The organism is Candidatus Phytoplasma rubi (assembly GCF_026821955.1).
In the GTDB taxonomy this organism is placed as follows: domain Bacteria; phylum Bacillota_I; class Bacilli_A; order Acholeplasmatales; family Acholeplasmataceae; genus Phytoplasma; species Phytoplasma vitis.
In genome coordinates, this window is record NZ_CP114006.1 from 216,453 (window position 1) to 242,539 (window position 26,087).

The window sequence follows — 26,087 nt, forward strand, 5'->3', positions numbered from 1 at the left end:
AAAATTGAACATAGGGCAAAAAATTAGAAATTTAAGATTAGAAAGAAAAATAACTCAACAAGATTTAGCTAAGAAAATAAACGTAACTAGTGGATATATTTCCCAAATAGAAAATAATTTAATCTCTCCTTCTTTAAAAATTTTATTTTCTTTATTAAAAATTTTTAAAAAATCAGCTTCAGAATTTTTTCAAGAAGAACAAAATATAGAATTAATTAATAAAACTGAAGATTTCTTAATTGTCAAAGAATCAAATCTTAAAAATACTATTTATTATCTTTTCCCTTATCTTACAAGATATCGAATAGAACCAACAATTATAGAAATTGAACCTAAAGGACAAACTAAGATTAATATTGCAAAAAAAGAAGATGTTTTTGGCTTTGTACTCGAAGGAGAAGTTGTTTTAGTTTTAGATAAATTAAGGTTTTTTTTAAGTAAAGGAGATACTTTTTACTTATCAACGGATAAGAAATATTATTTATTAAATCAAAATGAAGAGACAATCAAAATATTAAAAATCATTTCATCTTCGAAATAAATTATAAAGGATATTATTAAAATGAGAAAAATCGTTATAGCTGGTAATTGGAAAATGAATAAATGTAAAGGGGCGACCAAGAGGCTTAAATATCGTGCTATTTAACCAATAGCCAGGGAAGATTTCCCCTGAATGCATATCTTCGGTTTGTTAAACGAAAGAATAACAGATTACAGCAGAAGGTAAAAACGAATTGAGACGAAACAGTATAGTCAAAAAGATTCCGTGAGCAAATTTGGATATGGATAAGGATGAAAAACCCTAAGATGAATAAAGTGAGGTAATCTTCTAACTTAACGGCAACTGTGTAAATCCGTTAATCTAGATAGCTGGAAATTATCTTTGTGTTTCGCAGTGAAATCATCATAAACCTAGACTCCACCCATAGCTGGGCAAGCAACTCTTGTCTAAGGTTAATTCCGCAAGCTGGGTCAAAATCACCTAAGTCCAAAAGGTAGATATTTAAAGTAACTGGTAGATTCCTAAACCTCAGTTTTTTGGAAACAAATAAGGATAGGTTATTTGAATGAAACTTAAATTTATTTGAGCCCTTAGAGGCAAGGAAAAAGAGACTATTTAGTAATCGTTGGAGTAAAAATGAGGATGGAATACCTCTAAATTCAATCGACCAACCAAGTCGAAGGTTAACAACCTTTAAAGGGTGAAAATAGTCAGTAATTCTAGAGATAGAATTATGGAAAGCCGTATGCTTGAAAACTTGCTTGTACGGTTTGGGACGGGACCAACTGTAATAAAAGATTCGTATCTTAAACGTAGTTGATTTATCGTCATATTCAGCTTTGAATTTCATTTATCAAATTAATAATAAAATGCCTGATAGAAAAAAAGTAGAAACTATTATTTTTCCACAAATAACTTTATTAGATGTTTTAACTCAAATAGAAGGAAAAAATTTGAGAATAGGCGCTCAAAATGTTTTTTACAAAAATGAAGGCGCTTATACAGGAGAAATTTCTCCTAAAAATATACATTCTTTAGGTGTTAAATACGCTTTAATCGGACATTGTGAAAGAAGAATACTTTTTGGCGAAACAGACTCAACAGTTAATTTAAAACTTCTAGCTCTTTTAAATATGAATATTTATCCTATCGTTTGTATAGGAGAAGATATTAATACTAAAAACGAAAACAAAACTAAAATATTCTTAGAAAAACAATTAGAAAATATTTTCCAAAAAGTTCCACAAGATTCTGTAGAAAAAATTATATTAGCTTATGAACCTTTTTGGGCGATCGGAACAGGAAAAAGTCTTCAACCTGAAGATTCCAACGAAATTATAAAAAATATTCGTCAAAAAGTAGCTTCTTTGTTTTTTAATGAATTAGCTCAAAAAATAAGAATTATTTATGGCGGTTCTATTAATGAATCTAATATAGAAACTATTTTAAAACAAAAAGAAATTGATGGTGTTTTAATAGGAAATAGTTCTTTAGAAGTGTCAAGTTTCTTATATTTCACTAAAATAGGACTTAAAATGTATAATAAAAAATATTCTGATAATTTAGAATAATTTTTATGTAAAAAAAAAAAAAAAAGAAAGTTTTTTAAAATAAAAATGGAAAAACAAAAGTGGTTAAATAATTTAAATGAAAAACAAATAAAAGTTATTAATTCAGATAAAAAAGCTATTTATCTTCATGCTGGTGCAGGAACAGGAAAAACAACTACTTTAACTAATAAAATAGTTAATTTAATCAATGATTTAAATATAGATGGAGATAATATTTTAGCAATAACTTTTACTAATAATGCAGCTAAAGAAATGCGACAACGTTTGAAAGAATTTATTCCTTTTCATGATTTTTCTCGTTTAACAATTTGTACTTTTCATTCTTTTGGGTATTCATTTTTAAAACAGAATATTACTTATCTTAATTCAAATTTAACTTCTTCTTTTTTTATTATCGACGAAAAAGAAAGTAAAAAAATTATCAAAGAAAAAATAGATATTTTAAAATTAGATAAAGATAGATATAAAGTCAAAGATTTAATAACAAAAATCTCTTATATAAAAAACAATAAAATAAAAAAACAAATTTTTGAAGAATTAAAAATACAAAAACAAATAAATATAGGATTTAATTCTTCCGAAGAAAAAAAAATTTTTAATCTTTACGAAGAATATTTAAAACAAAATAATTTTCTAGATTTTGATGATTTAATAATTTATACTTATAAAATATTAAAAAATAATAATTCTTTAACTTCTTTTTATCAAAAGAAATTTTCTCATATTTTAATAGATGAATTTCAAGATATCGATTTAATTCAATATCAAATAATTAAAATGATAAGTAAAAATAATTTTATTTTCGCTGTAGGAGATCCAAACCAAAATATATATAGTTTTAGAGGATCAGATTCTTTTTGCAATAAATTATTTATAGAAGATTTCAAGGGCAATATTTTTTATTTAGATCAAAATTATCGTTCATCTCAAAAGATTTTAGATAAAGCTAATTTATTAATTAAATATAATTATGATGAAAAACAAAATTATTTTAAAAACAATCTCAAAAGTAATATTACTAACGGAGAAATTATTTATAGAAAATTTCAAAATGATAAAAAAGAAGCAGAATTTATTGCTAAAAAAATCAAAAAATTAGTTCAAAATTCAAAATATAATTATAAAGATATAGCTATTTTATACAGAATAAATAAATTATACAAAGAGATAGAAAACAATTTAATTATTCAACACATTCCTTATGTAATTAAAAATTCTGTTTCTTTCTATCAAAAAAAAGAAATTAAAGATTTTTTAGCTTATCTAAAAGTCCTTCTATTTCCTAAAAATGATTTTGATTTTAAACGAATTATTAATACTCCTCCGCGCCAAATAGGAAAAACAACTATAAATAAATTAGAAAAAATAGCTAACGAAAGAAAAATTTCTTTGTTCGAAGCTATGGATTATGCTTCTGAACAAGATACAATAAATTTAAAAATTAATAATTTAAAAAAAACATTTCAAGAACTTTTAAAAATTTTTCATGATGAATCAAAATGTAATTTATCAAATTGTATAAATTTAATTAATGAAAAAATTAAATATTCTGAAATTTTAGATCAAAAAGAAAAAGATAAAAATAATTATAATAAAAAAAAAGAAAATAAAATTAAAGATAATTTAAATAATTTGCAAGAAATTTTCAATTTAGAAAATAAAAAACAAAAAGGTAATTTTTTAGAAAAATTAAATGAATTATTAAATAAAATAACTTTGTATAGCGAAAAAGATGATAATGATAAAAATCAAGTTCTTTTATCTTCGATACATAAAGTTAAAGGTTTAGAATTCAAAATTGTTTTTATTATAGGTTTGGAAGATAATATTTTTGCAGATGATATAGAAAAATACGGCAAAGAAAACGTTCAAGAAGATAGAAGAATCGCTTATGTGGCGATAACAAGAGCAAAAGAATTACTTTTTCTTACAAGCGCAAATTTTAGAAAATTCTTATTTCGTAATAAACAAAATGAATGTACACGACCTGTATCTTTTTTAGAAGAAATGAAATTTCCTAAAACAAAAGAAAACATAATAATATCGGAACCTAATAAATATAAGTCTATTGACATAACAAAAGATGAAAATAAAACATCTTACAAAGCAGGAGATAAGGTTATGCACAATATATTTGGAAAAGGTTTTATTATCTCTGTTAACAAAGATATCTTGTCAATAATTTTTTCTAAACCTCATGGGATAAAAAAAATTCTCATTACACATAATTCTTTCAAAAAAATTTAATATATTTTGAAAATTATTTCAAATTTATCAATATGAAATTATTAAAAAAATATATATAAAAAATTAAATGTTTTTCAAATAAAATAGATGTCGATTTTAAATTCGATATCTATTTTTTTGTATTTAATAAGTTCTGTTGTTTTTCATACTTTTATAAATTTTTGTAAATAAATTCATTTTTAATACCGAAAAGACTATTTAAAAAAACTATTCTTTTTTTGTTTTTAGTCAAAAGATAAAATACTCTATCATACCATGTTGTTAAACTTTTAAATTAATAACAATTTTATTTTTCTTTTTTTTATTTGAATAAAAAAGAAAGTAGAAATTTTTTAAATAAAAATACAAAATGATTTGGATCAAAATCAAGAATATAAAAAACATAATTAAATTTTATACCTAACAAACCTCCTTTTTTGGTTGTTTTTAATTGATAGATTAAGTTTTCTTCACCAGTAATATTAACAATATTTTTAAAAACAGCTTTAATAAGTTTGTTATCTTCAACTTTATGAAAATGAAAACTATCAATTTTAAAATTTTTAAAACTTGTTTTTTTGAATTGCTTTATCCAACGGATAAATTAAATTTTCGAATAAATCTTTAATTTTAAAATGTTTAAAATGTCTAAATGGTTTATATTTTTTAACAAAAGAATAACGGAATTTAGGTTCTGAATTCGTAACATTAATTTATTTTTTGTAAATTTTTTTTAAAATATTTTAATTTATGTCATCATAAATAACATTTTTAGACCAATAGCTGTTTATTTATCCTAAACTGTTTGCCAAGGCTTTTCTTTATGATTTAAATCCGATAAATCTATACCCAGTTTTATCTCCATATAAAAACGATAATTATTCATTAAAAATGAATTTATTTACAAAAATTTATAACAGTGCGGTGTGTTTCTTAAATAAAAAAAGAACTAATTTGATTTAGTTCTTTTTTAGCGTTTTAATTTTATTTTTTTGTTTGATTTGTTTGAATTTAGGTTTAAAAAATATCTTTAATTTGAAGATCTAGGTAATTATTATTTTTATGAAGAAAAAACTTCATAAATTAATTATTTTGTCGATTATTTTTCTGTGTTCTTGTGTTAAATGTTCTATATTTCTTTTTGGTGTAACTTTTGTTTATTGGGAACTCGTGTATTGTGTTTGAATTCATGATATAATTTAAGAAAAAAATCACCATATAACCATGCTTCAATTTTTTCATTCATAAATATTGGTTCTCTTTTTCAACTAAATGTTTTGTATATACATAATAAATTAATTTTTGTAATTTCATATTTGTAACTGGATATGATGTGTTTTTAATAATATAATTTGCAAAGTTAAAAACGTTTATTTGGTTTTCTTGATTTTCCATAATAATCTCCTTTTTTGAATTATATTGTTTATTAATAGTATAATTCGAAATACATTCGTTATAAAGGATTTTTTTAATTAAAAGTTGTTTTTTAATTTTCTTTTATATTAATTTTCTCAGTATGTAAAGTAATATATTGTTTTTTTGGATTAAAGTGATGGTAATAAATAGCTATTTTTCTTTTTCTCATTTTTTTTTATTGTTGTAAAAAAAATACTGTTATAAATTTTTTTTATTTAATTTATATTATTATAAAAAATCATTATAAAATAGATTTATCGATAATACCTTTTAATAATTTAGCAGAACTCAGTAATTGTTCTTTTTCTTTATCATTTAATGAAATTTCTAAAATTTTTTCTACACCTGATTTTCCGATAACACTAGGAACACCTAGATAAATATCTTTAATACTATATTCACCTTGTAAATAAGATGAAGTATTTAAAACTTTTTTTTCGTCTTTAATAATAGCTTCTACAATATTTAAAACTGAAATTGCGATACCATAGTTAGTATAACCTTTTTGACTGATGATTTCATAAGCTGATTTTTGTACTTTATTAGCAATCATTTCTTTAAAATCATTTATTTCATGTTTTTCGAGAGTTTTTTTAGATAATAATTTTTTGAAATTTTCTTCAAAAAAAACTCCATGTATATTTAAACATGACCATGTTACTATTTGGCTATCACCATGTTCTCCAATAATATTACCTTGGATATCACGAGCATCAATATTCATTTCTTGTGATAATAAAAATTTTAAACGAGCTGTATCTAAAGTTGTTCCAGATCCTAATACTCGATGAGATGGGAAACCTGATAATTTATAAGTAATATATGTTAAAATATCACAAGGATTTGAAACAATTAATAAAAAAGTTTTAGGACTATATAAAGTAATAGGATTAATGATTTTTTGTAAAAGCGCCAAATTACTTTTAATTAAATCTAATCGATTATTTAAATTTTTTGACGGAATCGAAGCAGTAATAATTACAATATCAGAATCTTTAGTATCTTTATAATCGCTAGTAGCTGTTATTTTAATAGGATGCAATGAATTAACGCCTTGACTGATATCTGTAGCTTCACCTTGTGCTTTAATCGGATTAACATCTAAAATAACAATTTCAGAAACAATTTTATTAAGAGATAAAATTAATCCAATCGCTGATCCGACATTTCCTCCACCAATAATAGTTATTTTGTTTTGTTTCATATATAAAATACCTCTTTTTTATTTTTAATTAATTAATTAATATTATATTATTTTATAAATTAAAAACAAGCTTTTTATAATCAATTATTATATTTATTGATTTTTTATATAAATAAAAAGTTAATTAAAATAAATATTTATTTTAAAAACCAAATAAATATAAATTAAAAAGAATTAAAAAAATTTCAAAAATATTTTATGAAACTAATTATTATATAATTTTAAAATTATAGTGATAAAACAATTGCGTTTAATATTTAAATATAAGGATAAATCAACTGAGTTTAAGATTAAAATCTTTTTTATTACAGTTATTCTCTAGTCCTGAAACCATATGATTAAGTTTTCAAGCATACGGATTTTCATAATTTTATTCTTCTCGGGTGAAATAATCTTTTATAAGATATATTTCCTCATACTTGTTTTTATATCGAATAATCAAACCACTTTTATTACTTGATGAGATATATGTTGTATATTGGTTAGATAACATGATATTTAGGTCTCTTGGTTTTTAACTTTTTAAAAGTGATAATTTAAAAATCAAATTGTTTATTTTGAAATCAATGATTTGACTTTTTTCTTTTACATTTTTACATAAGATATAAGATAAGATTAAAAAGATTTTAAAATTATTATTAAAAAGGATTATAAGTTGTTTTTAACTACAATTTATATATGAAATAATTATGAAATAATAAAAAATTAAAATTATTATTTTTAAAACTTAAAAATTTTTTTAATTTAAATGAAATTAATAAAAACATTAAATTCTAAATATTAAATATAAAATAAAAAAATATGTATTTTGGCAGTTATCTTAACTATAATTATCATATCATTATCATTTTAATTTTTATTAAATTAAGATATTGGTATTTCACTAAACCAAAAAATATAAAAAATCTAAAAGCTTTCTGGTACAGAAGAAGTAGCTAAGGGTGTAAGTCCATCTTAGATTATAAGATAAATAGCATATTTTTTTTCTTTAAATTGAATCTGGTTATAAAAACAGACTCATTTAATGCCGCACTATAACCTAAAATGTCAAAAAACTTTCAATTTAAATTAAATAAACTAAGTTATTCTTTTATTCCTTAAATTAAACTTTTTTGTTTGAATTTTTTATTTTTTACAATGTTAAAAGTTGTTGATTTTTTTAAATTTATTAAAAAATCATTTTTGTTGATCGATTATATAAAATTTGATATAATTAAAAGTATTTTCATTGTTGAAATGTTCAAAATATATTTATTTTAAGGAGAAGTGTTTTTTAAAATAATTATTTTTTTATTTTATAAAATTATTTTTTTATTTTAAATTATATTTAAATTTATATTTAAATTTAATATTATTATATTATTGTTTTTTAAAAATTTTAAAACAATTGTCAAAGGAATGTTTTAGCAAGAAAGAATTTTTATGATTTATGATTTTTATTTTAACTAGTAATCGCTGTTCTTCATGTAAAAAAGCTAAGAAATGGTTAGATTTGCATCATGTTAATTATCAAGAAAAGAATTTAAGTAGTTGTCAATTAACTGAACAAGATATTAATGTAATTTTGAATTATGATAATATAGACTTTAAAAGTATAATATCTACTCGATCTAAACTTTTTAAAAATAAAAAAAATGATTTATTTTCAATGACTATTAAAGAAATTAAAAAGTTTATTATAAAAAATCCTTCTATTTTCAAAAAACCTATTATTTATGATGAAAAATCCATCGTTATAGGTTATAATAAAGAAGATATTAGAATTTTTATGCCTAAAGATTTACGACAATATATAATTCAAAATAATATTAATACAGAACAAAATGATAATTATATGTCTATAATTGAAAATTACTTTAAATTATAATTGATGTTATTTAGAATAATTGCAAAAAAAATTTAAAAATATTTTAATAAATAATAAATAAATAATAAAAATCAAAAAAAATAATTTAATATAAAAATAAAGATTAAGAATAAAATTTAAAAACTCTAATATAATTTTAGGCCTTTGTAATTTATTTTCGAAATTTGTGATAAAAAAGAGTATTTATGATTATTTTTGTTAAATTAGTAAAATTTTTGAATTTTTTTCTTTCTTTTTTATATTATTTTTTTTTATTTATTATTTTTTATTTTATTTTTTTAAATATTTGCAATTATTTTTTTCCTAAATATACTCATAAATTTATGTTTTTTAATATTTGTTATGTATCTAGTGGAAGTATGTCACCAGATATTAAAAAAAATGATTTGGTCATTGTTAAAAAATTAACCGATAAAGAGCTTCAAAATTTAAAAGAAAAGGATTGTGTAGTTTTTTATGTTGATAAACAATTTAGAACAAATGAAATATTGAGACGAAATCCTTTCGTATTGCATGAGATACAATCAAATACTAAAGAAGATAAATTTATTACAACTAAAGGGAAAGCTAATAAAGAAATATTAGATTTTGAAAAAAAAATCAGTTATGAAGATGTTTTATATAAGGTTGTTAAAACAATACCATTATCAAAAATTATAGATAATAGGAAGGCGAAAGTTTTATCAGTTATTTCTCCTTTTTTGATTATTATTTTTTTAATATTTAAAGTTTTTGATATTTTAAAATTTTTAAAATCTAAATATTTCAAATTTTTATTTTTTTTATAAATAGAGATTAAAAATAAAATTTAATATTTTTTATTAATATTTTTTGAAAAATATTTAATTTATATTTAAATCTTAAAAATACGATTATGAAAGATTATATTTTATAACTAATTTATATTAATTATTTTATTATAATAATAGTTAGTAGGATGTAAAAATTGGATTTTATTAATGAATTTGAATTATTTTTAAGAATTGAATGTAATTATTCTTTTTTAACTATTAATAGTTATATTCATGATACAAAAGAATTTAAAAATTTTTTGTTCCAAAAAAAAAAAGAATTTAATTTATCAACATTATCTGAAGAAAATGAAGCTCGTTATTTTATTTCTTATTTGAGTAATGGGAATTTTTCTAACATTAGTATTATGAGAAAAATTTCTGCTTTAAGAACTTTTTATAATTTTTTAATTGAAAGATATAATTTGAAACATAATATTTTTAAATTAATTAAATTAAAAAAAAATCCTAGAAAATTGCCACTGATTTTATCTGAATCTTTTATTAAAAAATTATTTGATTCTATTGATACAACAGAACTTTTAGGTTATAGAAATTATATTATTTTAGATTTGCTTTATAGTTGCGGTTTGAGAATAAGTGAATTAGTTAATTTAAAAATAAAAAATATTTATTTGAATAATAGTCAAATTTTAATTTATGGTAAAGGAAAAAAAGAAAGATTTTTACCTCTTCATAAAAATTTAGTTCAAATGATAAAATATTACTTGTCTAATGTTAGAAATAAATTTTTAGATGAAAAAAATAAATTGAATCCACAAAAAAATGATTTTTTATTAATAAATTATAAAGGTAAACATTTAAGCAGCAAAGGAGTTAGATTTATTTTAAATAAATTAAGCCTTCGAACTGGAGAAAAAGTTTCGTTATATCCTCACTCTTTAAGACATGCGTTCGCTACTATTTTAGTAAATAACGGAGCAGATTTAAGAGTTGTTCAAGAATTGCTAGGACATGCTAATTTAAAAACAACCCAAATTTATACTTATATTTCTGATATTTGTTTAAAAAATAAATTTTTAGAAAATCATCCTAGGAATTTTGATAAAAAAATAAATAAAAAAACAAAAAGGTAAATTAATGTGAATAATAAAGTTAAATTTTTTTTCGAGGTTGTAAATTCTTTTAAAGATAAATGTATTAATTTACCACGAAGACAAACTCTTTTTAGCGCAGGATATGATTTTGAATCTGCTGTGTCTATTATTATAAAACCTAAAGAATTAGTTTTAGTTCCAACAGGAATAAAAGCTTTTTTTGGTTCTGATAAAGTTTTGTGTATTTATCCTAGATCTTCTTTATCTTTAAAAAAAAGATTAATTATGCCTAATAGTGTAGGAATTATAGATAGTGATTATTATAATAATTTAAAAAATGAAGGACATATTTTTATTCCTTTATATAATTTATCTAATGAAGAAGTAAGTATTGAAAAAACTGAAAGAATAGCACAAGGTATTTTAAAAGATTTTTATTTGACTAATGATGATTTAGTCGAAAGTAATAAGATTCGTGAAGATGGATTTGGAAGTACTAATTGAAAATTTTAATATAAATTTAAAATTGAAATTACAAAAAAATAAAAATATGTTATAATAAATTAGATTAGTATTAAAGGAATATTTTTTTAAAAAAATATAAAATTATTAATATAAATTGAATTTTATTTAAGATGTTTGATTAATGATGAATTTAATGTTTTTAAAAATTTATTTATTATGGATAATTATGGATAATTTAAATATTCTAAATTTTTATAAAAATCTGAATAGGAGTTAATTTTTGTTTTATGTCATCTGTCGTTTCTATTAAACAATTATTAGGATCAGGAATTCATTTTGGCAGCGCAGTAAGAAAATGCCACTATAAAATGAAACCTTTTCTTTTTTCAAACGAAAAAGGGGTACCTATCGTAAGAAATAGAATCCATATTATAGATCTTAGGAAATCAATTGAAGCAATTGAATCTGTTTATGTTAAAATAGTAGAATTAATTAAAAATAATGGAAAAATTCTGTTTTTAGGAACAAAAAAACAAATTCGTGAAATTATTCAACAAGAAGCTGAAAGAGCAAAACAATATTATGTTTCATATAGATGGTTGGGCGGAACTTTCACTAATTTTCAAACTATTTTTAAAAGAATTAATTTTTTAAAAGATTTATATAAACAAGAAAAAGATGGTTTATGGTCTGGTTTATCTAAAAAAGAAATTATTACTTTAACAAGAAAAAGAGAAAAATTAGAAAAATTTTTAGGCGGAATTAAAGATATGAATCAATTGCCGCAAGCTATTTTTGTTGTAGATGTTAAAAAAGATATAATAGCTATTACTGAAGCTCGTAAATTAAATATTAAAGTTTTTGGTATTATCGATAGTGATTGCGATCCTGATTTAGTTGATTATATTATTCCTGCTAATAATGACGCTATCAAAGGAGTTAGGTTGATAACTTCTATTATTTCGAATGCAGCAGTCGAAGCTGAGATAAGTATGAATAATGCTAAAATTAGTTTACAAAATACAAAAGAAAAATTAGAATCAAAAGAAACAAGTATAAAATAATATTTTTTATTATATGTTACATTAAATTTTTTTAATTATATTTTAATTAAAATGAATTAAATAAAAAGATGTTAATAACATCTTTTTTTATGTAAATTTTTTATAATTTGTTTCAAAATTAAGGAAAATATTTTTAAATTACGATTTTAAAATAAAATAATTTTTATTTTTTAAAAAAAATAAAAAGGGAAATAAAAAAATTATGAAAATAACACTTGAAATGATCAAAGAATTAAGACAAAAAACACAAGTAGGAATAACTTATTGTAAAAAAGCTTTAGAAGATACTCAAGGAGATATCGAAGTGGCAATTGAATTATTGAAAAAAAAAGGTGTTTTTTCTTATAATCCTGACAAAAAGAAAGAAATTTTAGAAGGTTTAACTAATGTCGTTGTTAAAGGTAATAAAGCTATTTTATATGAGTTGAATACTGAAACAGATTTTGTAGCTAAAAATGAACATTTTATTGATTTATACAATGAATTAGAAAAAATTTTATTAGAAGTTGATTCTTCTATTAAAAGTTTAGATGATTTTTTAAAATATCAATGGAACGGAAAAAGAATCGAAGAATTAATTTCAGAAAAAATTTTTTTTATTAAAGAACAAATTGTTTTATCACGTATTCAAATAATTTATAAAAAAGATGAAGAAAGTTTTGGTTTTTATAAACATCAAGGAGGAAAAATTTCTGCTTTAGTTCATTTAACTAAATCTTCTGCTGATGTCGAAGAACATTTGCCTGTTCATATAGTTGGTATGAAACCTAAATTTTTAAATAAAGAGTCAGTAGATAACGATTTTATAAATAAAGCAAAAGAAAATTTATTAGAACAAATCAAACAAAAAAACAGTCGTAAACCATTAACGGATCAATTATTAGAAAAAGCAATAGAAAATAATTTAAGCACTTTAATCGAAAAAAATTGTTTATTAGAACAACCTTTTTATATGGAAACAAATCAAAAAATAAGAGAATATTTAGCTCATAATAAAACTGATATTATCGCTTATTATTGTTTCGAAGTTGGAAAAAAATAATTTAAAAAGTTAATTAAGTTTTTATTTGTTATTATAAAAAGATAATTTAAATATTAAGAAAAGAATTTTTATCTTAAAAGGAGTAAGTTAATGTTCAAAAGAATTCTTTTAAAATTAAGCGGAGAGGCATTAAAAGGAGAAGATTTTAACATTAATCCTCAAATAGTTAAGACAATTGCTGAAGAAATAAAAGAAATTAAAAATTTAGGTATTGAAATTGTAATTATTGTTGGCGCTGGTAATATTTGGCGTGGTTTGGTAGGCCAAGAGTTAGGAATGGAACGTAGTCGTTCTGATTATATGGGAATGTTAGGAACTCTAATTAATTCTTTAGCTTTACAAGATGCTTTAAATAATTTAAAAATTCAAACAAGAGTGATGACATCTTTTCCTGTTATTACGGTTGCAGAACCATATATTAAAGAAAAAGCTTTAAGACATTTGAACAAAGGAAGAGTTCTGGTTTTAGGAACTGGTTTAGGTTTACCTTTTTTTTCAACAGATACTGCCGCAGCTCTTAGAGCAGTAGAATTAAATACAGATATTATTTTGATGGCTAAAAATGGTGTTGAAGGTGTTTACAATAAAGATCCTAAAAAACATAAAGATGCTTTTTTATTAAAAGAAATTGATTATAAAGATATTTTAGATAAAAGATTAAATATTATGGATATGACTGCCGTCTCTTTGTGTTGGGAAAATAAGGTTGATATTTTAGTTTTTGATATGAATACAAAAGGAAATATTAAAAAAGTTGTTTTAAAAGAAAAAACAGGTACTTTGATTACTTCTAAAAGAGGAATAAAAATAAAAAATCTGACAAAATCAATGAGGAATGAAAATGAATGATTTAACAAAATTAATTTTTGAAAAATTAGAAAAGAAAATGCTACAAGCTCAAGAAGTAATGTTATCTAAATTTAATAATATTCGAACAGGGATAGCTAATCCTAAAATTTTAGATAAAATAACTGTTGATTATTATAATGAAAAAATGCCTTTAAAAAATATTAGTACTATTAGCGTTTTAGAAGGAAACCAAATTAATATTAAACCATTTGATAATACCATTATTGGAGAAATTTCTAAAGCTATTTTAAATTCTGATTTAGGAATAACACCACAAGATGATGGTCAAGTTGTAAAATTAGTTTTTCCAAAACCAACAGAAGATAGAAGAAAAATTTTAATTAAAGAAGTTGATAAAATAGCGGAACAAACTAAAATTTCGATAAGAAATATTATTCGTCAAGGTAAAAAAACAAAATTAAATGAAGTAGATACATTAGAAGAGAATTTTTCTAAAGATATACAAAATTTGAATAATAAATTTATTAAATTAGTTGATGAAGATAAAACTAAGAAAAAAAATGAATTGTTAAAAATTTAAAAATGAAAAAACAAATATCTTTATCTTTTAACAAAATTTATATTGGATTATTTTTATTTTTAATAACTTTATGTTTTTATTGTATTCCTAATCCAAATGTTTTTACTAATTTTTGTTTATTTGGTATTTTTGTAATTATGATAGGTTCTGTTAAAGAATTATTAAATGCCGCAAAAGTAACAAAAAGTAAATTTGTACAAATTATTTTTTTTATTTTTGTTTTTTTATTTTTTTGTTATTTTTTATCTTTTTTGTTGAATTTTTTTCAGAATAAGGGATCAGGTTTTTTCCCACAAATTCAAGAGGAACAACCGATTATAAAATTATTACAAAAATTATTTGTGAAAGAATATTTTTTATTTTGTTTTTTGTTTTTTTTGATTTGTTTATGGATATTTTTTTTATTTATTCATAAGTTTCGAACAGAACATTTAAATTTTTTTTTATTAATTTTATTATATATTGTTTTTTCTAGTGCTTGTTTTTTTACTTTAGTTTATTTAAATTATAAATGGTTTCTTTATCTTTTTATTATTACTATTTCTAGTGATAGTTTCGCTTTTTTAGGCGGAATTTTATTTGGTGAAAATCTTTTATATCCAAGTGTTAGTCCTAAAAAAACTTGGGAAGGATTTTTTTGCGGTTTTATAGTTTCGTTTATTATTATTTTATGTGTTTTTGGATTTCAAACGATACCATTTTGTTTTTTTACTTTTTTTAATTGCATTATGTCTCAATTTGGAGATCTTATCTCTTCTAAATTGAAAAGAGATTTTTCAATTAAAGATTTGGGAAGTATAATACCAGGACATGGCGGTTTATTAGATCGTTTTGATTCTTTATTATTTTTATCTTTTTGTGTTATTGCTTTATTAAGTAATGATTTTATTTATAAAAATATTTCTATAATAATAATTTAAAAAATAAAAAAATTCAAAATAAAAAATAAATAATATTTTTTATTTTGAATTTTTTTTAAAAAATCAAACTCTTTTGAATTCTAATTTTTTCAATGCACGAGCTGATATATAAACTTTTACCTTTACACCTTTTTCATTTATAATTTTTACTTTTTGTAAATTAGCTTTTTGTGTTCTTCTAGTAGCATTCATTGCATGACTACGTCTATTTCCGAACAATGTTGTTTTTTGGGTAATATAACATTTACTCATAATATTTTAACTTTTATCCTTATTATATATCTTAATTGAAATATATTCTTTATTATAATATATTTTTATTAAAAAAACATATTTATTTTTATAAATCAAAGATATATAATATTTTATCTCATTTTAAAATAATATTTTTAAATATTTCAATATGTTATAATATAATTAGTTTTTATTTATTGAAAAAAAATAAAATAATATAAATAATTATTTTAATTCATCGAAATAATTAATAATAATAAATTATCAAAACAATAAAGGATTTTATAATATAAAATGATAGAATACGAAATTATAGATGGCGATTTATTTAAAAAAATGATTATAAACGGCGCTTTTAATTTAAAAAAAAATTACCAAAAAATAAATGATTTAAATGTTTTTCCTGTTCCTGATGGTGATACTGGTACTAATATGCAAATGACTATGATGGAAGGAGTTAAAAAGATTCAATTAATAAACGATTCTTCTATTATTACAGTAACTAAAGTTTTAGCTGAAGCTTTATTAATGGGGTCTAAAGGAAATTCGGGAGTTATTTTATCACAATTTTTTTCTGGCATTCATGATTACATTGATAATTTGCAAAAGAATAAAATTAATGTTGAAGAATTTATTTCTTCTTTGATTAATGGTTACCAAAAAGCTTATGAAGCAGTAATTGAACCAGTAGAAGGAACAATTTTGACTGTTTTAAGAGAATCTATCGAAGAAACTGTTAAAAAAAAAGAAGAAATTAAAACTATTAAGAAAGCTATTCAAATAACTATTGAAAATGCTAAAATTTCTTTAAACAAAACTCCTAATTTATTACCTATTTTAAAAAAATCAAAAGTAGTTGATAGTGGTGGGGCTGGTTTTATTTTCATTTTAGAAGGAATGTTATTATATTTAGATAATGTTGAATTAGAAAATGATGACGCTCAAGATTTTGATTTAAAATTGAATTATGATATTCATGAAATAAGTGATTTCAAAAATCAGTATTGTACAGAATTTATTATTAAATTAAATAATTTAGATAAATTTGATATTAATAATTATAAAAAACAAATGAGTTGTTATGGAGATTCTTTAATTTTATTTAAAAATAATGATTTATTAAAAATTCATATTCATACTAATAATCCGAATGATGTTTTAAAAAATTTATTAATTCATGGTCAATTGATAAAATCAAAAGTTGATGATATGAAAAAACAACATTCTGAATTTATTTCTGGTAATAAAAATAAAGAAGAATTAGCTAAATATTTTATTATTACTTTTGTTTCTGAATCTGAAGAAGAAGAAATTTTTGATACTTTTAAAGAATTACAATCTGATTTGGTTATTAATTTAAATAAAGAAAATTTTTCAATAGAAAATTTTAATAAAATAATTAATAAAGTTAATGCCAAAAATATAGTATTATTTCCGAACGAATCTAAATTAATCCCTATTATGGAGGAAGCTTGTAAATTAAATCCTCAACTTAAAATAAAAATTATACCGACCGAAAGTATTCATGAAAGTTATAGTGTTCTTTTAGTTTTTAATAAAACCCTTTCTTTCAAAGAAAATTTGAATAATATTCAAAAAAATATGAAAAAGATTAAATTAGGTAAAATTTTTAATTTAAAAAAAGAATCAAAAAATTTAGGTATTTTTTCGTCAATTTTTGAAAATAAAACTATAGAAAGTAATAAAGATTTAATTTTATTAGTTAAAAATTTATTAAAAAAAATGATTAGTTTGCAAAATAATTTTTTAACTATTTTTTATCATAAAGAAAATGTATTTGAACAAAATTTAGAAAAAATGGAATTATTTTTGGAAAAAGAATTTCCTAATTTAGAAATAGAGAAAATAAAAAATAATAATAATATTTATCCTTATGTTTTTGTGTTAGAATAATATTAATTTTTTATTTATTTTTGAATATTTATAATTTATTTTTTTGCTAAGAAGATATAAATTTTTAACATTTTTAAAAAAATAATAAGATTTCATTTTATTATTTTTTTTGTGGATATGGCGGAATGGTATACGCGCATGTTTGAGGGATATGTGAATTTTATTCTTATGAGTTCGAATCTCATTATCCACACCAAATTTTAAATTTTATTAATAAATAAAATAAAATTATTTTTAATAATTTTAATTTGTGAAATAAATTTTTAAATTAATTTAACAAGATATACTTTTGTTTAATTATAAGTTATTAAAAGTAATTTTGTTTTTTTATTCAAAAAAATTTATTTTTTTGTTATAATTTTGAATTATTATAAAAAAAATTAATAAAAAGAGAGGTTTTATTATTATTAAGAAAAGATTATTTTTTTTTGATATTGATGATACTTTGTATTGTAATGAAAAAAAAAGAGTTTTACCGCAAACTAAGAAATTAATTAAGGAGTTGTTTCATACTCCTAATACAATTTTAGGTATTGCTACTGGCCGAAATCATGATAATTTACATGTTATTAGTGATTTATTACCTTATTTTAAATATTTAGTTTTAATTAATGGCGCTTTAGTTTTAGAAGATGATCAAATTATTGATGAGAATCCGATTCCTGTTGATTATATTAAAAAATTTTTAGAAGGAGTTAAATTATATTCTCAATATAAACTTGTTGGCGCGGCTATAAGTATCGATAAATCATCGTTTTTTTATCAAGATCAATTGCATCAAATGGAAATTATTAAATGTTGGCAAACAAAATATAATATTTCTATTGATAATGAATTTTATTTAAAAGAAAAAGTTTTTATGTTGAATTTGTTCGGAGACGAACAAAGAAAAATGAAATCTTTTTTAGATGAGTTAGATTGTTTCGAATCTTATTATTGGAGTAGTCATGTTGATTTAACAATTAAAAATATTAATAAATTTCATGGCATTAACAAAATTAAAGAAAAATATAATGATTATGAAATAATTTGTGTAGGAGACGGATGTAACGATAAAGAAATGTTGGAACGTGCTGATATAGGTATCGCAATGGGTAATTGCGAATATGAAGAAGTTAGAAAAAAAGCTAATTTGATATCTGATCATATTGTCGATGACAAAATGTATGATTTTTTCAAAAAACATAATTTAGTTTAATAATTTATTATTTTAAAAAAATATATTAAATAAAATTTTATTTTTTTATAATTTTTTCTTATTCATTAATTAGCGAAGGATTTTTTAAATGGATCAAAAGACAAAAGAATTTTATATTTTTGTAGAAAAATTTAAAATTTTAAAAGAACAAGAAAAAAATATTTTTTCTAAAATTGTGAATAAATTATTTCAAGTTAATTATTTAACTATTCAAAAAATAGAAGATGCTAATGATTATCGTTTTATTTTATTATATAAAGAATTATTTTCTTCTTTTTTTCAACTTTCTGATTTTCAATTAGAAATTAAAAAATATGATGAAGTTATTTTTATTAAAAATTTAAATCATTTTAATAAATTAAAATTAAAAAAAGAAGAAAGCCTTATTTTGTTAATTTTACGTATTTTATTTCAACAAAAAAAAGAAATTAAATCTAATTATGGTAATCTTATTACAATATATTTACAAGATATTTATTATAAATTAAACAGTATTGCTTATAAAGAAGTTAAAAAATTAACTAAAGAAAAAATAAGAAATATTTTAATGTTATTTAGAAGATATAATATTATTAATTATATAGATAATGATTTATCTGATGGTTCTATCATAACAATTTATAATTCTATTCTTTATTTAATTGATTTGGATATGATTGAACAATATAAAAAATTATTGAATTCGGATTTTGACGAAACTGAAAATGAAAAAATTAACTAGAATAAAATTAATCAATTGGCATTTATTTTCTTATCAAGATATAGAAATTAAAGATAATATTTTAATTTCAGGGGAAAATGGGTCAGGCAAATCCACTTTATTAGATGCTTTACAATATGTTTTGATAGGCGAAAGAAATGGTGTTAAATTTAATATAGCTGCTAATGAAAATGCAAAGCGTTCTTTAGAAAGTTATATTAAAGGCAAAATTGGTCTTGAAAATAAAGAATTTTTAAGAAATAATGATGTTATTACTCATATCGCTTTAGAATTTTATGATGAAATTCAAAAAGAATATACTATTTTAGGTTGTGTTTTGGAATTGCCTTATAGAGGCTTGTTAAAAGAAAAATTTTATCTTTTCCCAAATATAAATTTAAAGAAAGATATTTTTATATTTGATAATAATCAAATAAGAAATATTAAAGATATGCGCGAGTATCTAAGAACTTTTAATAAAGATTTTAATTTCTTTGATACTAAAAAACAATATCAAAATGCAGTCGGCAAATATTTACAAATTAATATTTATAAATATTTAAAAATATTACCCAAAGCTTTAGCTTTTAAAGCTTTGAATTTACAAAAATTTATTTTTGATTTTTTATTAGAAGAAAATCCTATTAATATTAAAGGTTTAAAAAATAATGTTAGACAATTAAAAAAAATTGAATCTCAAATAGAAATAGAAAAAATAAAATTAAAAGAATTAGCTAAAATTATAGAAATTCATAAAAATTTAAAAAAAATAGATGTTCAAGTGAAAATTTATTTTTTAACAGAAAAAATGGTTTTAGTTAAAAAAAATGAAAAAAAATTAGAAAACGCAATTAAAACAAAAGAATTAATTAATCAAGAATTATCCAAATTATTATTGAATAAAAAAAAATATAATGAATCTATAGAATATTTAAATGATTATATTTTAAAATTACAAACTAATAAGATTCAAAATAATTTAGGATCTATTTTTTATTCTTTGCAAAAAGATTTAGCTAATGATCGAAGAGTTGTGCAAGAAATTCAAGAAAAAATAGATATTTTAAAAAAACAATTAGCAGAAGAAATTGTTATTTTAGAAAATTTATTTTCTTTAAATCAAGACAACTTTTTAAAAGAGAGTATTCAAAAAATAAATTCTTTTTTGCAAAATTCTAGACAACAAAAAACTTTTATATTAAAAGAAGATGTTGTCGAAATATCTAATTATTTATTTCAAAAAATAATTAATATTAATATTAATCAAAATATCTTAAATAAAGAAATAATTCTTTTAAAAGAAAAAATTAATAAAAATAATTATGAATTAGAAATGATTAATCAAAATTTTGTTTCACAAAATGATCATTTTGTTAAAATTAATAATTTATTAAAAGAAAAATTAAAAAATAAATATAATAAAAATATTTTTGTTTATCCTTTGTGTGAATTGATTGAAATCAAAGATGAGTTATGGAGAAATGCTATAGAAGGTTTTTTAGGTTCTAGAAAATTCAATTTAATTATAGATTATCGTTATTTTGATTCCGCTTTAAAAATTTATGAAAAATTGCAAGATGATTTGAAAATTTACGATGTGGGTTTAGTTAATACTGAAAAAATAACTGATATACCTAATAATTTGGATAGTTTAGCTTCACATATTTTTAGTGATAATAAAGATGCTTTAAAATATGCTAAGATATTATTATCATATATTAAATGCGAATTAAATATTGAGAATTTAAAAAATCATAAAACAGCTATTACTCCTTCTGGAATGATTTATAGTAATTATTCTGCCAAAAAATTAAATCCTAAAATTTATAAGATTCCTTATATAGGTCTTAATTCTTTTAAAATACGTAAAGATATTATTTTAAATGAGTTAATTTTACAAACTGAAGAATTATTAAAAAAACAAAATTATTTTAGAGATAATGAAAATATTATTTTTTTGATAAAAAAAAGTAAAATATCTTCTATTGTTAATTGGGATTTTTCTTCTTTTTTTCAACAACAAAAAGAAAAAGAGGAAAATATAATTAATATTGAAGAAAAAATAACACAATTACAGTTAAATCATGATTTAACTAAATTAGAAGATAATATCTTTAAATCACAAGAAGAAAAAAAAATAAAAACTAAAAAATTAGAACAAATTTTATTGGAAATTGCAGAATACCAAAATAAAGAAAAAATTAATATTTTGCAAATTAATAATTTAGAAAAAGAATTAATTTTTTATAAAGAACAATTATTCGAAGAAGAAAAAAAAGAAATTTTGAATATTGAAGCAGCTTCTGTACAAATTCATAATTATTTAAATGAATATCCGAATAATTATGAAATGATTTCTAAAAGTATTCAAGAAAATTTAAAAAGCATTGAAAAACAACAAAATATTTTAAACACTGATCTTATATTTTCTATGAAAACATATATTGATAATTATAATTTGTTAAATATTGAATCTAATATAGAAAGTTTTGATTTTTTTGTGAAAGAATACAATTTAATTAGTTCAAAAAATTTAGTTAAATATGAACAAGAAGCAAAAGAATTGACTATAAAAACAGAAATTATTTTTAAAGAAGAATTTATTAATAAATTAACAAAAAGTATTATAGAGGCACAACAACAAATTCAAAATTTAAATCAAATTTTGAAAAATAGACCTTTCGGAGAAGATTATTATCAGATTATTTTCAAACCTTCTGATGAACCTGAATATCAAAAATATTATTCTTTTTTTATACAAGAAAATAAATTAGATCAAACAAACTTATTTTACGAAAATAATTTATCTTATAAAGATATTGTTTTGAATGAATTATTTCAAAAGATTATGTCTTTTGAACAAGAATATGAGAATATATCTTATCAATTTTTAGATTATCGTAATTATTTGAATTATGATATTAAAATTTATGATAAAGATGGTAATTTTTCCTTTTTTTCTAAAATTTTTAGAGAAAAATCAGGGGGAGAAACACAAGTACCTTTTTATATTATTATTGCTATTTGCTTTGAACAATTATTATCAGAAACTAGTGAATATAAAGGATGTTTAGTATTTTTCGATGAAGCTTTTAATAATATGGACGAAAATAGAATAGATGCTATGATGTCTTTTTTTAATAGTTTAAAAATACAATTTTTTATCGCGATCCCACCTCAAAGAATTGCCAATATTTTACCTCATGTAAAAACTAATTTAATTGTTGTTAAAGATAAAAATTATGCTATTGTAGAAAGTTTTACAAAAGAAATTTAAAATATATTAAATTTTAAGATTTATAATATTTTTTTATAAATTTTTATATAATTATTTTTGTTATTATTATTTTATTTTTATAAATTAAAATTTTTAGACAAAAAATATTTGTTTTTATATTAATTTTTATTATTTAAATTATTTTTTATTTTATAAAATTTAATATAAAATATTAATTTAAATATTTAAATTTTATTTAAGATTATAAATTTTATAATTTATTTTTGATATTTTTTTATTTTCTATTTATATTTTTTAATAATAATTTTTTTATCATTTATACAAAAATATTATTAAATGATTTATTATTATATATCTTTATTTAATATAATTAGATTATGAAAGAAGAAATAAAAATATATGTTTCGAAATACAAATTATTATAAAAAATATATTTATTATTTTTTAAGAAGTGTTGTTTTTGTTATTAATTTAATTTTAAATATTTTTTGTCTTTGTTTATTTACAGCATCTATTTGTAAAATATATTTTGGTCCTGAAATTGGTCGTGAAAAAGTTTTGGACATTTTTGGAATTGATTATTATCAAGTTGTAAGTGGAAGTATGGAACCTAAAATAAGAACATATGATATTGTTGTAGTTAAGAAAATTTCAGATGAGCAAAAAGAAAAACTTAAAGCAGATTATAAAACAGGTGATATTGTTGTTTTTAAAAATAAAGAAATTTCTAAAAATATACCTATTATTCATAGGGTTGTAACCAATAATACTTCATTAAAAATAATTGAAACAAAAGGAGATCATAATTACAGCAAAGATCAACCTAAAGATGGTAATAATAATGATTATCCTACTAAATATAATGACATTTTAGCGAAACATATGTTTACTATTTCTTATTTTAAAACATTTTTATGTTTTTTCTTGTTGATTTTGTTTATATTCTCTAATATGCCTTTTTTACTTAAAAATTTATTTTTAAGTGAAAAGAAAAAAAATAATCTGTATAAATAATAGTGATAAAATGACATGGAAAGAATTAATTTATCAAGAAAGACAAAAAAAATATTTTCAAAATATAATTAATTTTTTAGAAGGTGAATTTAAAATAAAAAAACAAATTTATCCTCCTTTGAAAAAAATTTTCGAAGCTTTTATTATGACTCCTTTTGAAGATGTCAAAGTAGTTATATTAGGACAAGATCCTTATTTCAATATAAATCAAGCTCATGGTTTATCTTTTAGTGTTAAAAATAAAAAAACTCCTGCTAGTTTGAGAAATATTTTCAAAGAATTAAGAAATGATTTGAATTTAATATCAAAAACTAATAATTTAACTTTATGGGCTGAAAGAGGTGTTTTTTTATTAAATAGTATTTTAACAGTTGAAGCAGGAAAACCTTTAAGTCATAAAAATATTGGATGGAAAGAGTTTACTAAAAATATTTTTAAATTTTTAAATAAAAAAGAAAAAATAGTTTATATTTTATGGGGGAAAATAGCCCAAGAATATATTAAATATATTGATATAGATAAAAATTATATTTTAAAAAGCCCTCATCCTTCTCCATTTTCAGCTTATAAAGGTTTTTTCGGTTCTAAACCTTTTTCTAAAACTAATTTTTATTTAATTAAAAACCATATCTTACCTATTTATTGGGATTTGAATAAATAATAAAACTTTATTATTTATCTTAATTTATTTAAAGGTGATTGTCATGAGAAGAGTACATGTTTTTAAAAATTTAAAATTAGAACAATTCGAAACATTAAAAAAAATTTATGAAAAATTTATTTTTCCTAGTATCCAAAAAGATATTTATTTAATAATAAAAAAATCACACATTAAAATAACATGTTATAAAAATGGTACTTGTTTAATTCAAGGAAATGATGTGAGCGATGAAATCGAATATATAAGCAAATTTTTGGATTTAAATTTTGATAAATCATTAAATAATTTTTCTAATTCTCAAATTTCAAATAATAAAGATATTATTTCTTTTAATGAAGAAATAGATGATATAAATTTTAAAAACATTATTGGTTCAGATGAAGTAGGCACAGGAGATGTTTTCGGCCCTATTATTGTTTGTGCCGCTTTGGTAACAAGAGAACAATTCTTCTTTTTAAAAAAAATAGGAATAAGAGATTCTAAAAAACTGTCAAATGATAAAATACAAAAAATAATGTTGATGGCAAAAGATAAAATTGCTTATTCAGTTCAAATATTAACTCCTTTGGAATATAATATTTTAAATCAAAAATATAATTTAAATCATATCAAAGCTTTATTACATAATAAAGTTATTTTAGATCTTTTAAAAAAAATAAATAAAGAAGAAATGGTTGTTTTAGATCAGTTTGCTAGTCCTAAAAATTATTTTAATTATTTAAAAAATGAAAAAAAAGTATATAAAAAAATTATATTTGAAATTAAAGCTGAATCTAAATATTTAAGTGTAGCTTTAGCCTCTATTATAGCTAGAAATATTTTTTTAAAGGAAATGGATAAATTAAGTAATAATCTAATAGGCATGAAATTACGTTTAGGATCAGGTTATACAGTGGATAAACAAATAGCTGAAATTTATCAAAAAAATAAAGAATTGATTTTTTTTCAAAAAATAGCTAAATGTAATTTTGTAAATATCAAAAGATATTTTAAATAAAAAAATATTTTTATTTATTAAAATAAGAAATATTTAAATTTTAAAAATAATTAGTAATTTAAATTATTTTAATAAATAATAAAAAAGTAATTTTTGTTATTTATTAAAATAAAGTTTTTATATAAAATTAGAGGTATAAATATGTCTACTATTTTTACTAAAATTATTAAAAAAGAAATTAAAGGTTATATTATTTATGAAGATGAATTAGTTATTGCTTTTTTAGATATTATACAAGCTACTAAAGGTCATACTTTGGTTGTTACCAAAAAGGAATACGTAACCATTGAAGAAGTTCCTGAAAATGTCTTTCGACATTTATTTGGCGTGGTTCAAAAAATAAGTAAAATTTTAATTAAAACTTTTAATTGTAAGGGTATTAATTTATTAAATAATAATGGTTTTATATCAGGACAAAGATTATTTCATTATCATGTTCATTTATTACCTCGTTTTTCTAGTGATGAAATTAAAATTATTTTACCTGATAATATTAATAAAATGAAAGAAAATGATTATCAAACGATTTTGAAAAGCATTCGTATGAATTTAGAAAAATAAATTTATAACTTAAATGAAAATTATAAAAAAATTTTGAAAAGGTTTAAAAAAAAT

At 20.0% G+C, this 26,087-nt stretch carries 23 protein-coding genes and 1 tRNA gene; 21 read left to right on the top strand and 3 right to left on the bottom strand.

Translation table 11 applies throughout. The features are described 5' to 3' along the window. The first annotated feature begins 4 nt into the window (after positions 1–4). The 3 genes from RS022_RS01155 to RS022_RS01165 all read left to right on the top strand — a co-directional run bounded on the left by RS022_RS01155 (position 5) and on the right by RS022_RS01165 (position 4,320). Positions 5–541 carry a helix-turn-helix domain-containing protein gene (locus RS022_RS01155; RefSeq protein WP_268850059.1) on the top strand — a complete coding sequence of 179 codons (537 nt, stop codon included), beginning with the start codon at positions 5–7 and terminating at the stop codon, positions 539–541. An 800-nt stretch (positions 542–1,341) separates the two neighbouring features. Further along, complete coding sequence (gene tpiA / locus RS022_RS01160) at positions 1,342–2,073, top strand: triose-phosphate isomerase (RefSeq protein WP_268850060.1); 732 nt, start codon at positions 1,342–1,344, stop codon at positions 2,071–2,073. Between the two features lie 45 nt (positions 2,074–2,118). Further along, positions 2,119–4,320, top strand: coding sequence for an ATP-dependent helicase (locus tag RS022_RS01165; RefSeq protein WP_268850061.1), 2,202 nt, complete (start codon positions 2,119–2,121; stop codon positions 4,318–4,320). A gap of 1,221 nt (positions 4,321–5,541) precedes the next feature. Here the strand turns inward: RS022_RS01165 and RS022_RS01170 are convergent. Then, a complete protein-coding gene (locus RS022_RS01170; protein ID WP_268850062.1) occupies positions 5,542–5,694 on the bottom strand; it encodes a Panacea domain-containing protein in 153 nt (50 codons plus the stop codon). Positions 5,695–5,956: 262 nt separating this feature from the next. After that, the gene (locus RS022_RS01175) at positions 5,957–6,919 is read right to left on the bottom strand and encodes an L-lactate dehydrogenase (protein WP_268850063.1); all 963 of its coding nucleotides are present in this window, start codon (positions 6,917–6,919) and stop codon (positions 5,957–5,959) included. Between the two features lie 1,429 nt (positions 6,920–8,348). Here RS022_RS01175 and RS022_RS01180 point away from each other — a divergent pair. From RS022_RS01180 to RS022_RS01220, 9 genes are all read left to right on the top strand, one after another. Beyond that, positions 8,349–8,786 (top strand): Spx/MgsR family RNA polymerase-binding regulatory protein, encoded by a 438-nt coding sequence (locus RS022_RS01180; protein WP_268850064.1) that lies wholly within the window; start codon positions 8,349–8,351, stop codon positions 8,784–8,786. Between the two features lie 323 nt (positions 8,787–9,109). After that, the gene (locus tag RS022_RS01185; protein ID WP_334199455.1) at positions 9,110–9,574 is read left to right on the top strand and encodes a S26 family signal peptidase; all 465 of its coding nucleotides are present in this window, start codon (positions 9,110–9,112) and stop codon (positions 9,572–9,574) included. A 158-nt stretch (positions 9,575–9,732) separates the two neighbouring features. Beyond that, on the top strand, positions 9,733–10,674 hold the full coding sequence (locus RS022_RS01190) for a tyrosine-type recombinase/integrase (RefSeq protein ID WP_268850066.1): 942 nt from the start codon (positions 9,733–9,735) through the stop codon (positions 10,672–10,674). Positions 10,675–10,680: 6 nt separating this feature from the next. Continuing rightward, positions 10,681–11,139 (top strand): dCTP deaminase/dUTPase family protein, encoded by a 459-nt coding sequence (locus RS022_RS01195; RefSeq protein WP_268850067.1) that lies wholly within the window; start codon positions 10,681–10,683, stop codon positions 11,137–11,139. Between the two features lie 248 nt (positions 11,140–11,387). Then, on the top strand, positions 11,388–12,164 hold the full coding sequence (rpsB, locus tag RS022_RS01200; RefSeq protein ID WP_268850068.1) for a 30S ribosomal protein S2: 777 nt from the start codon (positions 11,388–11,390) through the stop codon (positions 12,162–12,164). Positions 12,165–12,366: 202 nt separating this feature from the next. After that, the gene (gene tsf, locus RS022_RS01205; RefSeq protein ID WP_268850069.1) at positions 12,367–13,206 is read left to right on the top strand and encodes a translation elongation factor Ts; all 840 of its coding nucleotides are present in this window, start codon (positions 12,367–12,369) and stop codon (positions 13,204–13,206) included. A gap of 90 nt (positions 13,207–13,296) precedes the next feature. Then, the gene (gene pyrH / locus RS022_RS01210; RefSeq protein ID WP_268850070.1) at positions 13,297–14,055 is read left to right on the top strand and encodes a UMP kinase; all 759 of its coding nucleotides are present in this window, start codon (positions 13,297–13,299) and stop codon (positions 14,053–14,055) included. Continuing rightward, positions 14,048–14,596, top strand: a complete 549-nt coding sequence (locus RS022_RS01215) for a ribosome-recycling factor (protein WP_268850071.1) — start codon at positions 14,048–14,050, stop codon at positions 14,594–14,596. Before pyrH ends, RS022_RS01215 begins: the two co-directional genes overlap by 8 nt. A 2-nt stretch (positions 14,597–14,598) precedes the next feature. Further along, positions 14,599–15,516 carry a phosphatidate cytidylyltransferase gene (locus RS022_RS01220; protein WP_268850072.1) on the top strand — a complete coding sequence of 306 codons (918 nt, stop codon included), beginning with the start codon at positions 14,599–14,601 and terminating at the stop codon, positions 15,514–15,516. A 63-nt stretch (positions 15,517–15,579) separates the two neighbouring features. Here RS022_RS01220 and rpmB read toward each other — a convergent pair whose 3' ends face one another. Continuing rightward, positions 15,580–15,768: a 50S ribosomal protein L28 gene (gene rpmB, locus RS022_RS01225; protein WP_268850073.1), complete on the bottom strand. Its 189-nt coding sequence runs from the start codon at positions 15,766–15,768 to the stop codon at positions 15,580–15,582. 276 nt (positions 15,769–16,044) lie between these two features. Between rpmB and RS022_RS01230 the strand changes: the two genes are divergently transcribed. From RS022_RS01230 to RS022_RS01270, 9 genes are all read left to right on the top strand, one after another. After that, a complete protein-coding gene (locus tag RS022_RS01230) occupies positions 16,045–17,664 on the top strand; it encodes a DAK2 domain-containing protein (RefSeq protein WP_268850074.1) in 1,620 nt (539 codons plus the stop codon). Positions 17,665–17,775: 111 nt separating this feature from the next. Next, positions 17,776–17,860, top strand: a tRNA-Leu gene (locus RS022_RS01235). A gap of 210 nt (positions 17,861–18,070) precedes the next feature. Next, positions 18,071–18,862: an HAD family hydrolase gene (locus tag RS022_RS01240; RefSeq protein WP_268850191.1), complete on the top strand. Its 792-nt coding sequence runs from the start codon at positions 18,071–18,073 to the stop codon at positions 18,860–18,862. 88 nt (positions 18,863–18,950) lie between these two features. Then, positions 18,951–19,583 carry a DUF4194 domain-containing protein gene (locus RS022_RS01245; RefSeq protein WP_268850075.1) on the top strand — a complete coding sequence of 211 codons (633 nt, stop codon included), beginning with the start codon at positions 18,951–18,953 and terminating at the stop codon, positions 19,581–19,583. Continuing rightward, positions 19,567–22,839: an SbcC/MukB-like Walker B domain-containing protein gene (locus tag RS022_RS01250; RefSeq protein WP_268850076.1), complete on the top strand. Its 3,273-nt coding sequence runs from the start codon at positions 19,567–19,569 to the stop codon at positions 22,837–22,839. The genes RS022_RS01245 and RS022_RS01250 overlap by 17 nt, the downstream gene beginning before the upstream one ends. Positions 22,840–23,199: 360 nt before the next feature. Beyond that, positions 23,200–23,814, top strand: a complete 615-nt coding sequence (locus RS022_RS01255) for a signal peptidase I (protein ID WP_268850077.1) — start codon at positions 23,200–23,202, stop codon at positions 23,812–23,814. A gap of 10 nt (positions 23,815–23,824) precedes the next feature. Continuing rightward, positions 23,825–24,475 (top strand): uracil-DNA glycosylase, encoded by a 651-nt coding sequence (locus RS022_RS01260; RefSeq protein WP_268850078.1) that lies wholly within the window; start codon positions 23,825–23,827, stop codon positions 24,473–24,475. Positions 24,476–24,518: 43 nt separating this feature from the next. Beyond that, positions 24,519–25,472 (top strand): ribonuclease HIII, encoded by a 954-nt coding sequence (gene rnhC, locus RS022_RS01265; protein WP_268850079.1) that lies wholly within the window; start codon positions 24,519–24,521, stop codon positions 25,470–25,472. 141 nt (positions 25,473–25,613) lie between these two features. Beyond that, entirely contained in the window at positions 25,614–26,033 is a 420-nt protein-coding gene (locus tag RS022_RS01270; RefSeq protein ID WP_268850080.1) for an HIT family protein, read from the top strand. The last annotated feature ends 54 nt before the right edge of the window (positions 26,034–26,087 follow it).

What these genes read in the sequence shown, in the direction of transcription:
- RS022_RS01165 (WP_268850061.1), top strand. Translation starts at nt 2,119, where the DNA reads ATGGAAAAACAAAAGTGGTTAAATAATTTAAATGAAAAACAAATAAAA.
- RS022_RS01170 (WP_268850062.1), bottom strand. Translation starts at nt 5,694, where the DNA reads ATGGAAAATCAAGAAAACCAAATAAACGTTTTTAACTTTGCAAATTAT.
- RS022_RS01175 (WP_268850063.1), bottom strand. Translation starts at nt 6,919, where the DNA reads ATGAAACAAAACAAAATAACTATTATTGGTGGAGGAAATGTCGGATCA.
- RS022_RS01180 (WP_268850064.1), top strand. Translation starts at nt 8,349, where the DNA reads ATGATTTTTATTTTAACTAGTAATCGCTGTTCTTCATGTAAAAAAGCT.
- RS022_RS01185 (WP_334199455.1), top strand. Translation starts at nt 9,110, where the DNA reads ATGTTTTTTAATATTTGTTATGTATCTAGTGGAAGTATGTCACCAGAT.
- rpsB (WP_268850068.1), top strand. Translation starts at nt 11,388, where the DNA reads ATGTCATCTGTCGTTTCTATTAAACAATTATTAGGATCAGGAATTCAT.
- tsf (WP_268850069.1), top strand. Translation starts at nt 12,367, where the DNA reads ATGAAAATAACACTTGAAATGATCAAAGAATTAAGACAAAAAACACAA.
- pyrH (WP_268850070.1), top strand. Translation starts at nt 13,297, where the DNA reads ATGTTCAAAAGAATTCTTTTAAAATTAAGCGGAGAGGCATTAAAAGGA.
- RS022_RS01215 (WP_268850071.1), top strand. Translation starts at nt 14,048, where the DNA reads ATGAATGATTTAACAAAATTAATTTTTGAAAAATTAGAAAAGAAAATG.
- RS022_RS01220 (WP_268850072.1), top strand. Translation starts at nt 14,599, where the DNA reads ATGAAAAAACAAATATCTTTATCTTTTAACAAAATTTATATTGGATTA.
- rpmB (WP_268850073.1), bottom strand. Translation starts at nt 15,768, where the DNA reads ATGAGTAAATGTTATATTACCCAAAAAACAACATTGTTCGGAAATAGA.
- RS022_RS01230 (WP_268850074.1), top strand. Translation starts at nt 16,045, where the DNA reads ATGATAGAATACGAAATTATAGATGGCGATTTATTTAAAAAAATGATT.
- RS022_RS01245 (WP_268850075.1), top strand. Translation starts at nt 18,951, where the DNA reads ATGGATCAAAAGACAAAAGAATTTTATATTTTTGTAGAAAAATTTAAA.
- RS022_RS01250 (WP_268850076.1), top strand. Translation starts at nt 19,567, where the DNA reads ATGAAAAAATTAACTAGAATAAAATTAATCAATTGGCATTTATTTTCT.
- RS022_RS01255 (WP_268850077.1), top strand. Translation starts at nt 23,200, where the DNA reads ATGTTTCGAAATACAAATTATTATAAAAAATATATTTATTATTTTTTA.
- RS022_RS01260 (WP_268850078.1), top strand. Translation starts at nt 23,825, where the DNA reads ATGACATGGAAAGAATTAATTTATCAAGAAAGACAAAAAAAATATTTT.
- rnhC (WP_268850079.1), top strand. Translation starts at nt 24,519, where the DNA reads ATGAGAAGAGTACATGTTTTTAAAAATTTAAAATTAGAACAATTCGAA.
- RS022_RS01270 (WP_268850080.1), top strand. Translation starts at nt 25,614, where the DNA reads ATGTCTACTATTTTTACTAAAATTATTAAAAAAGAAATTAAAGGTTAT.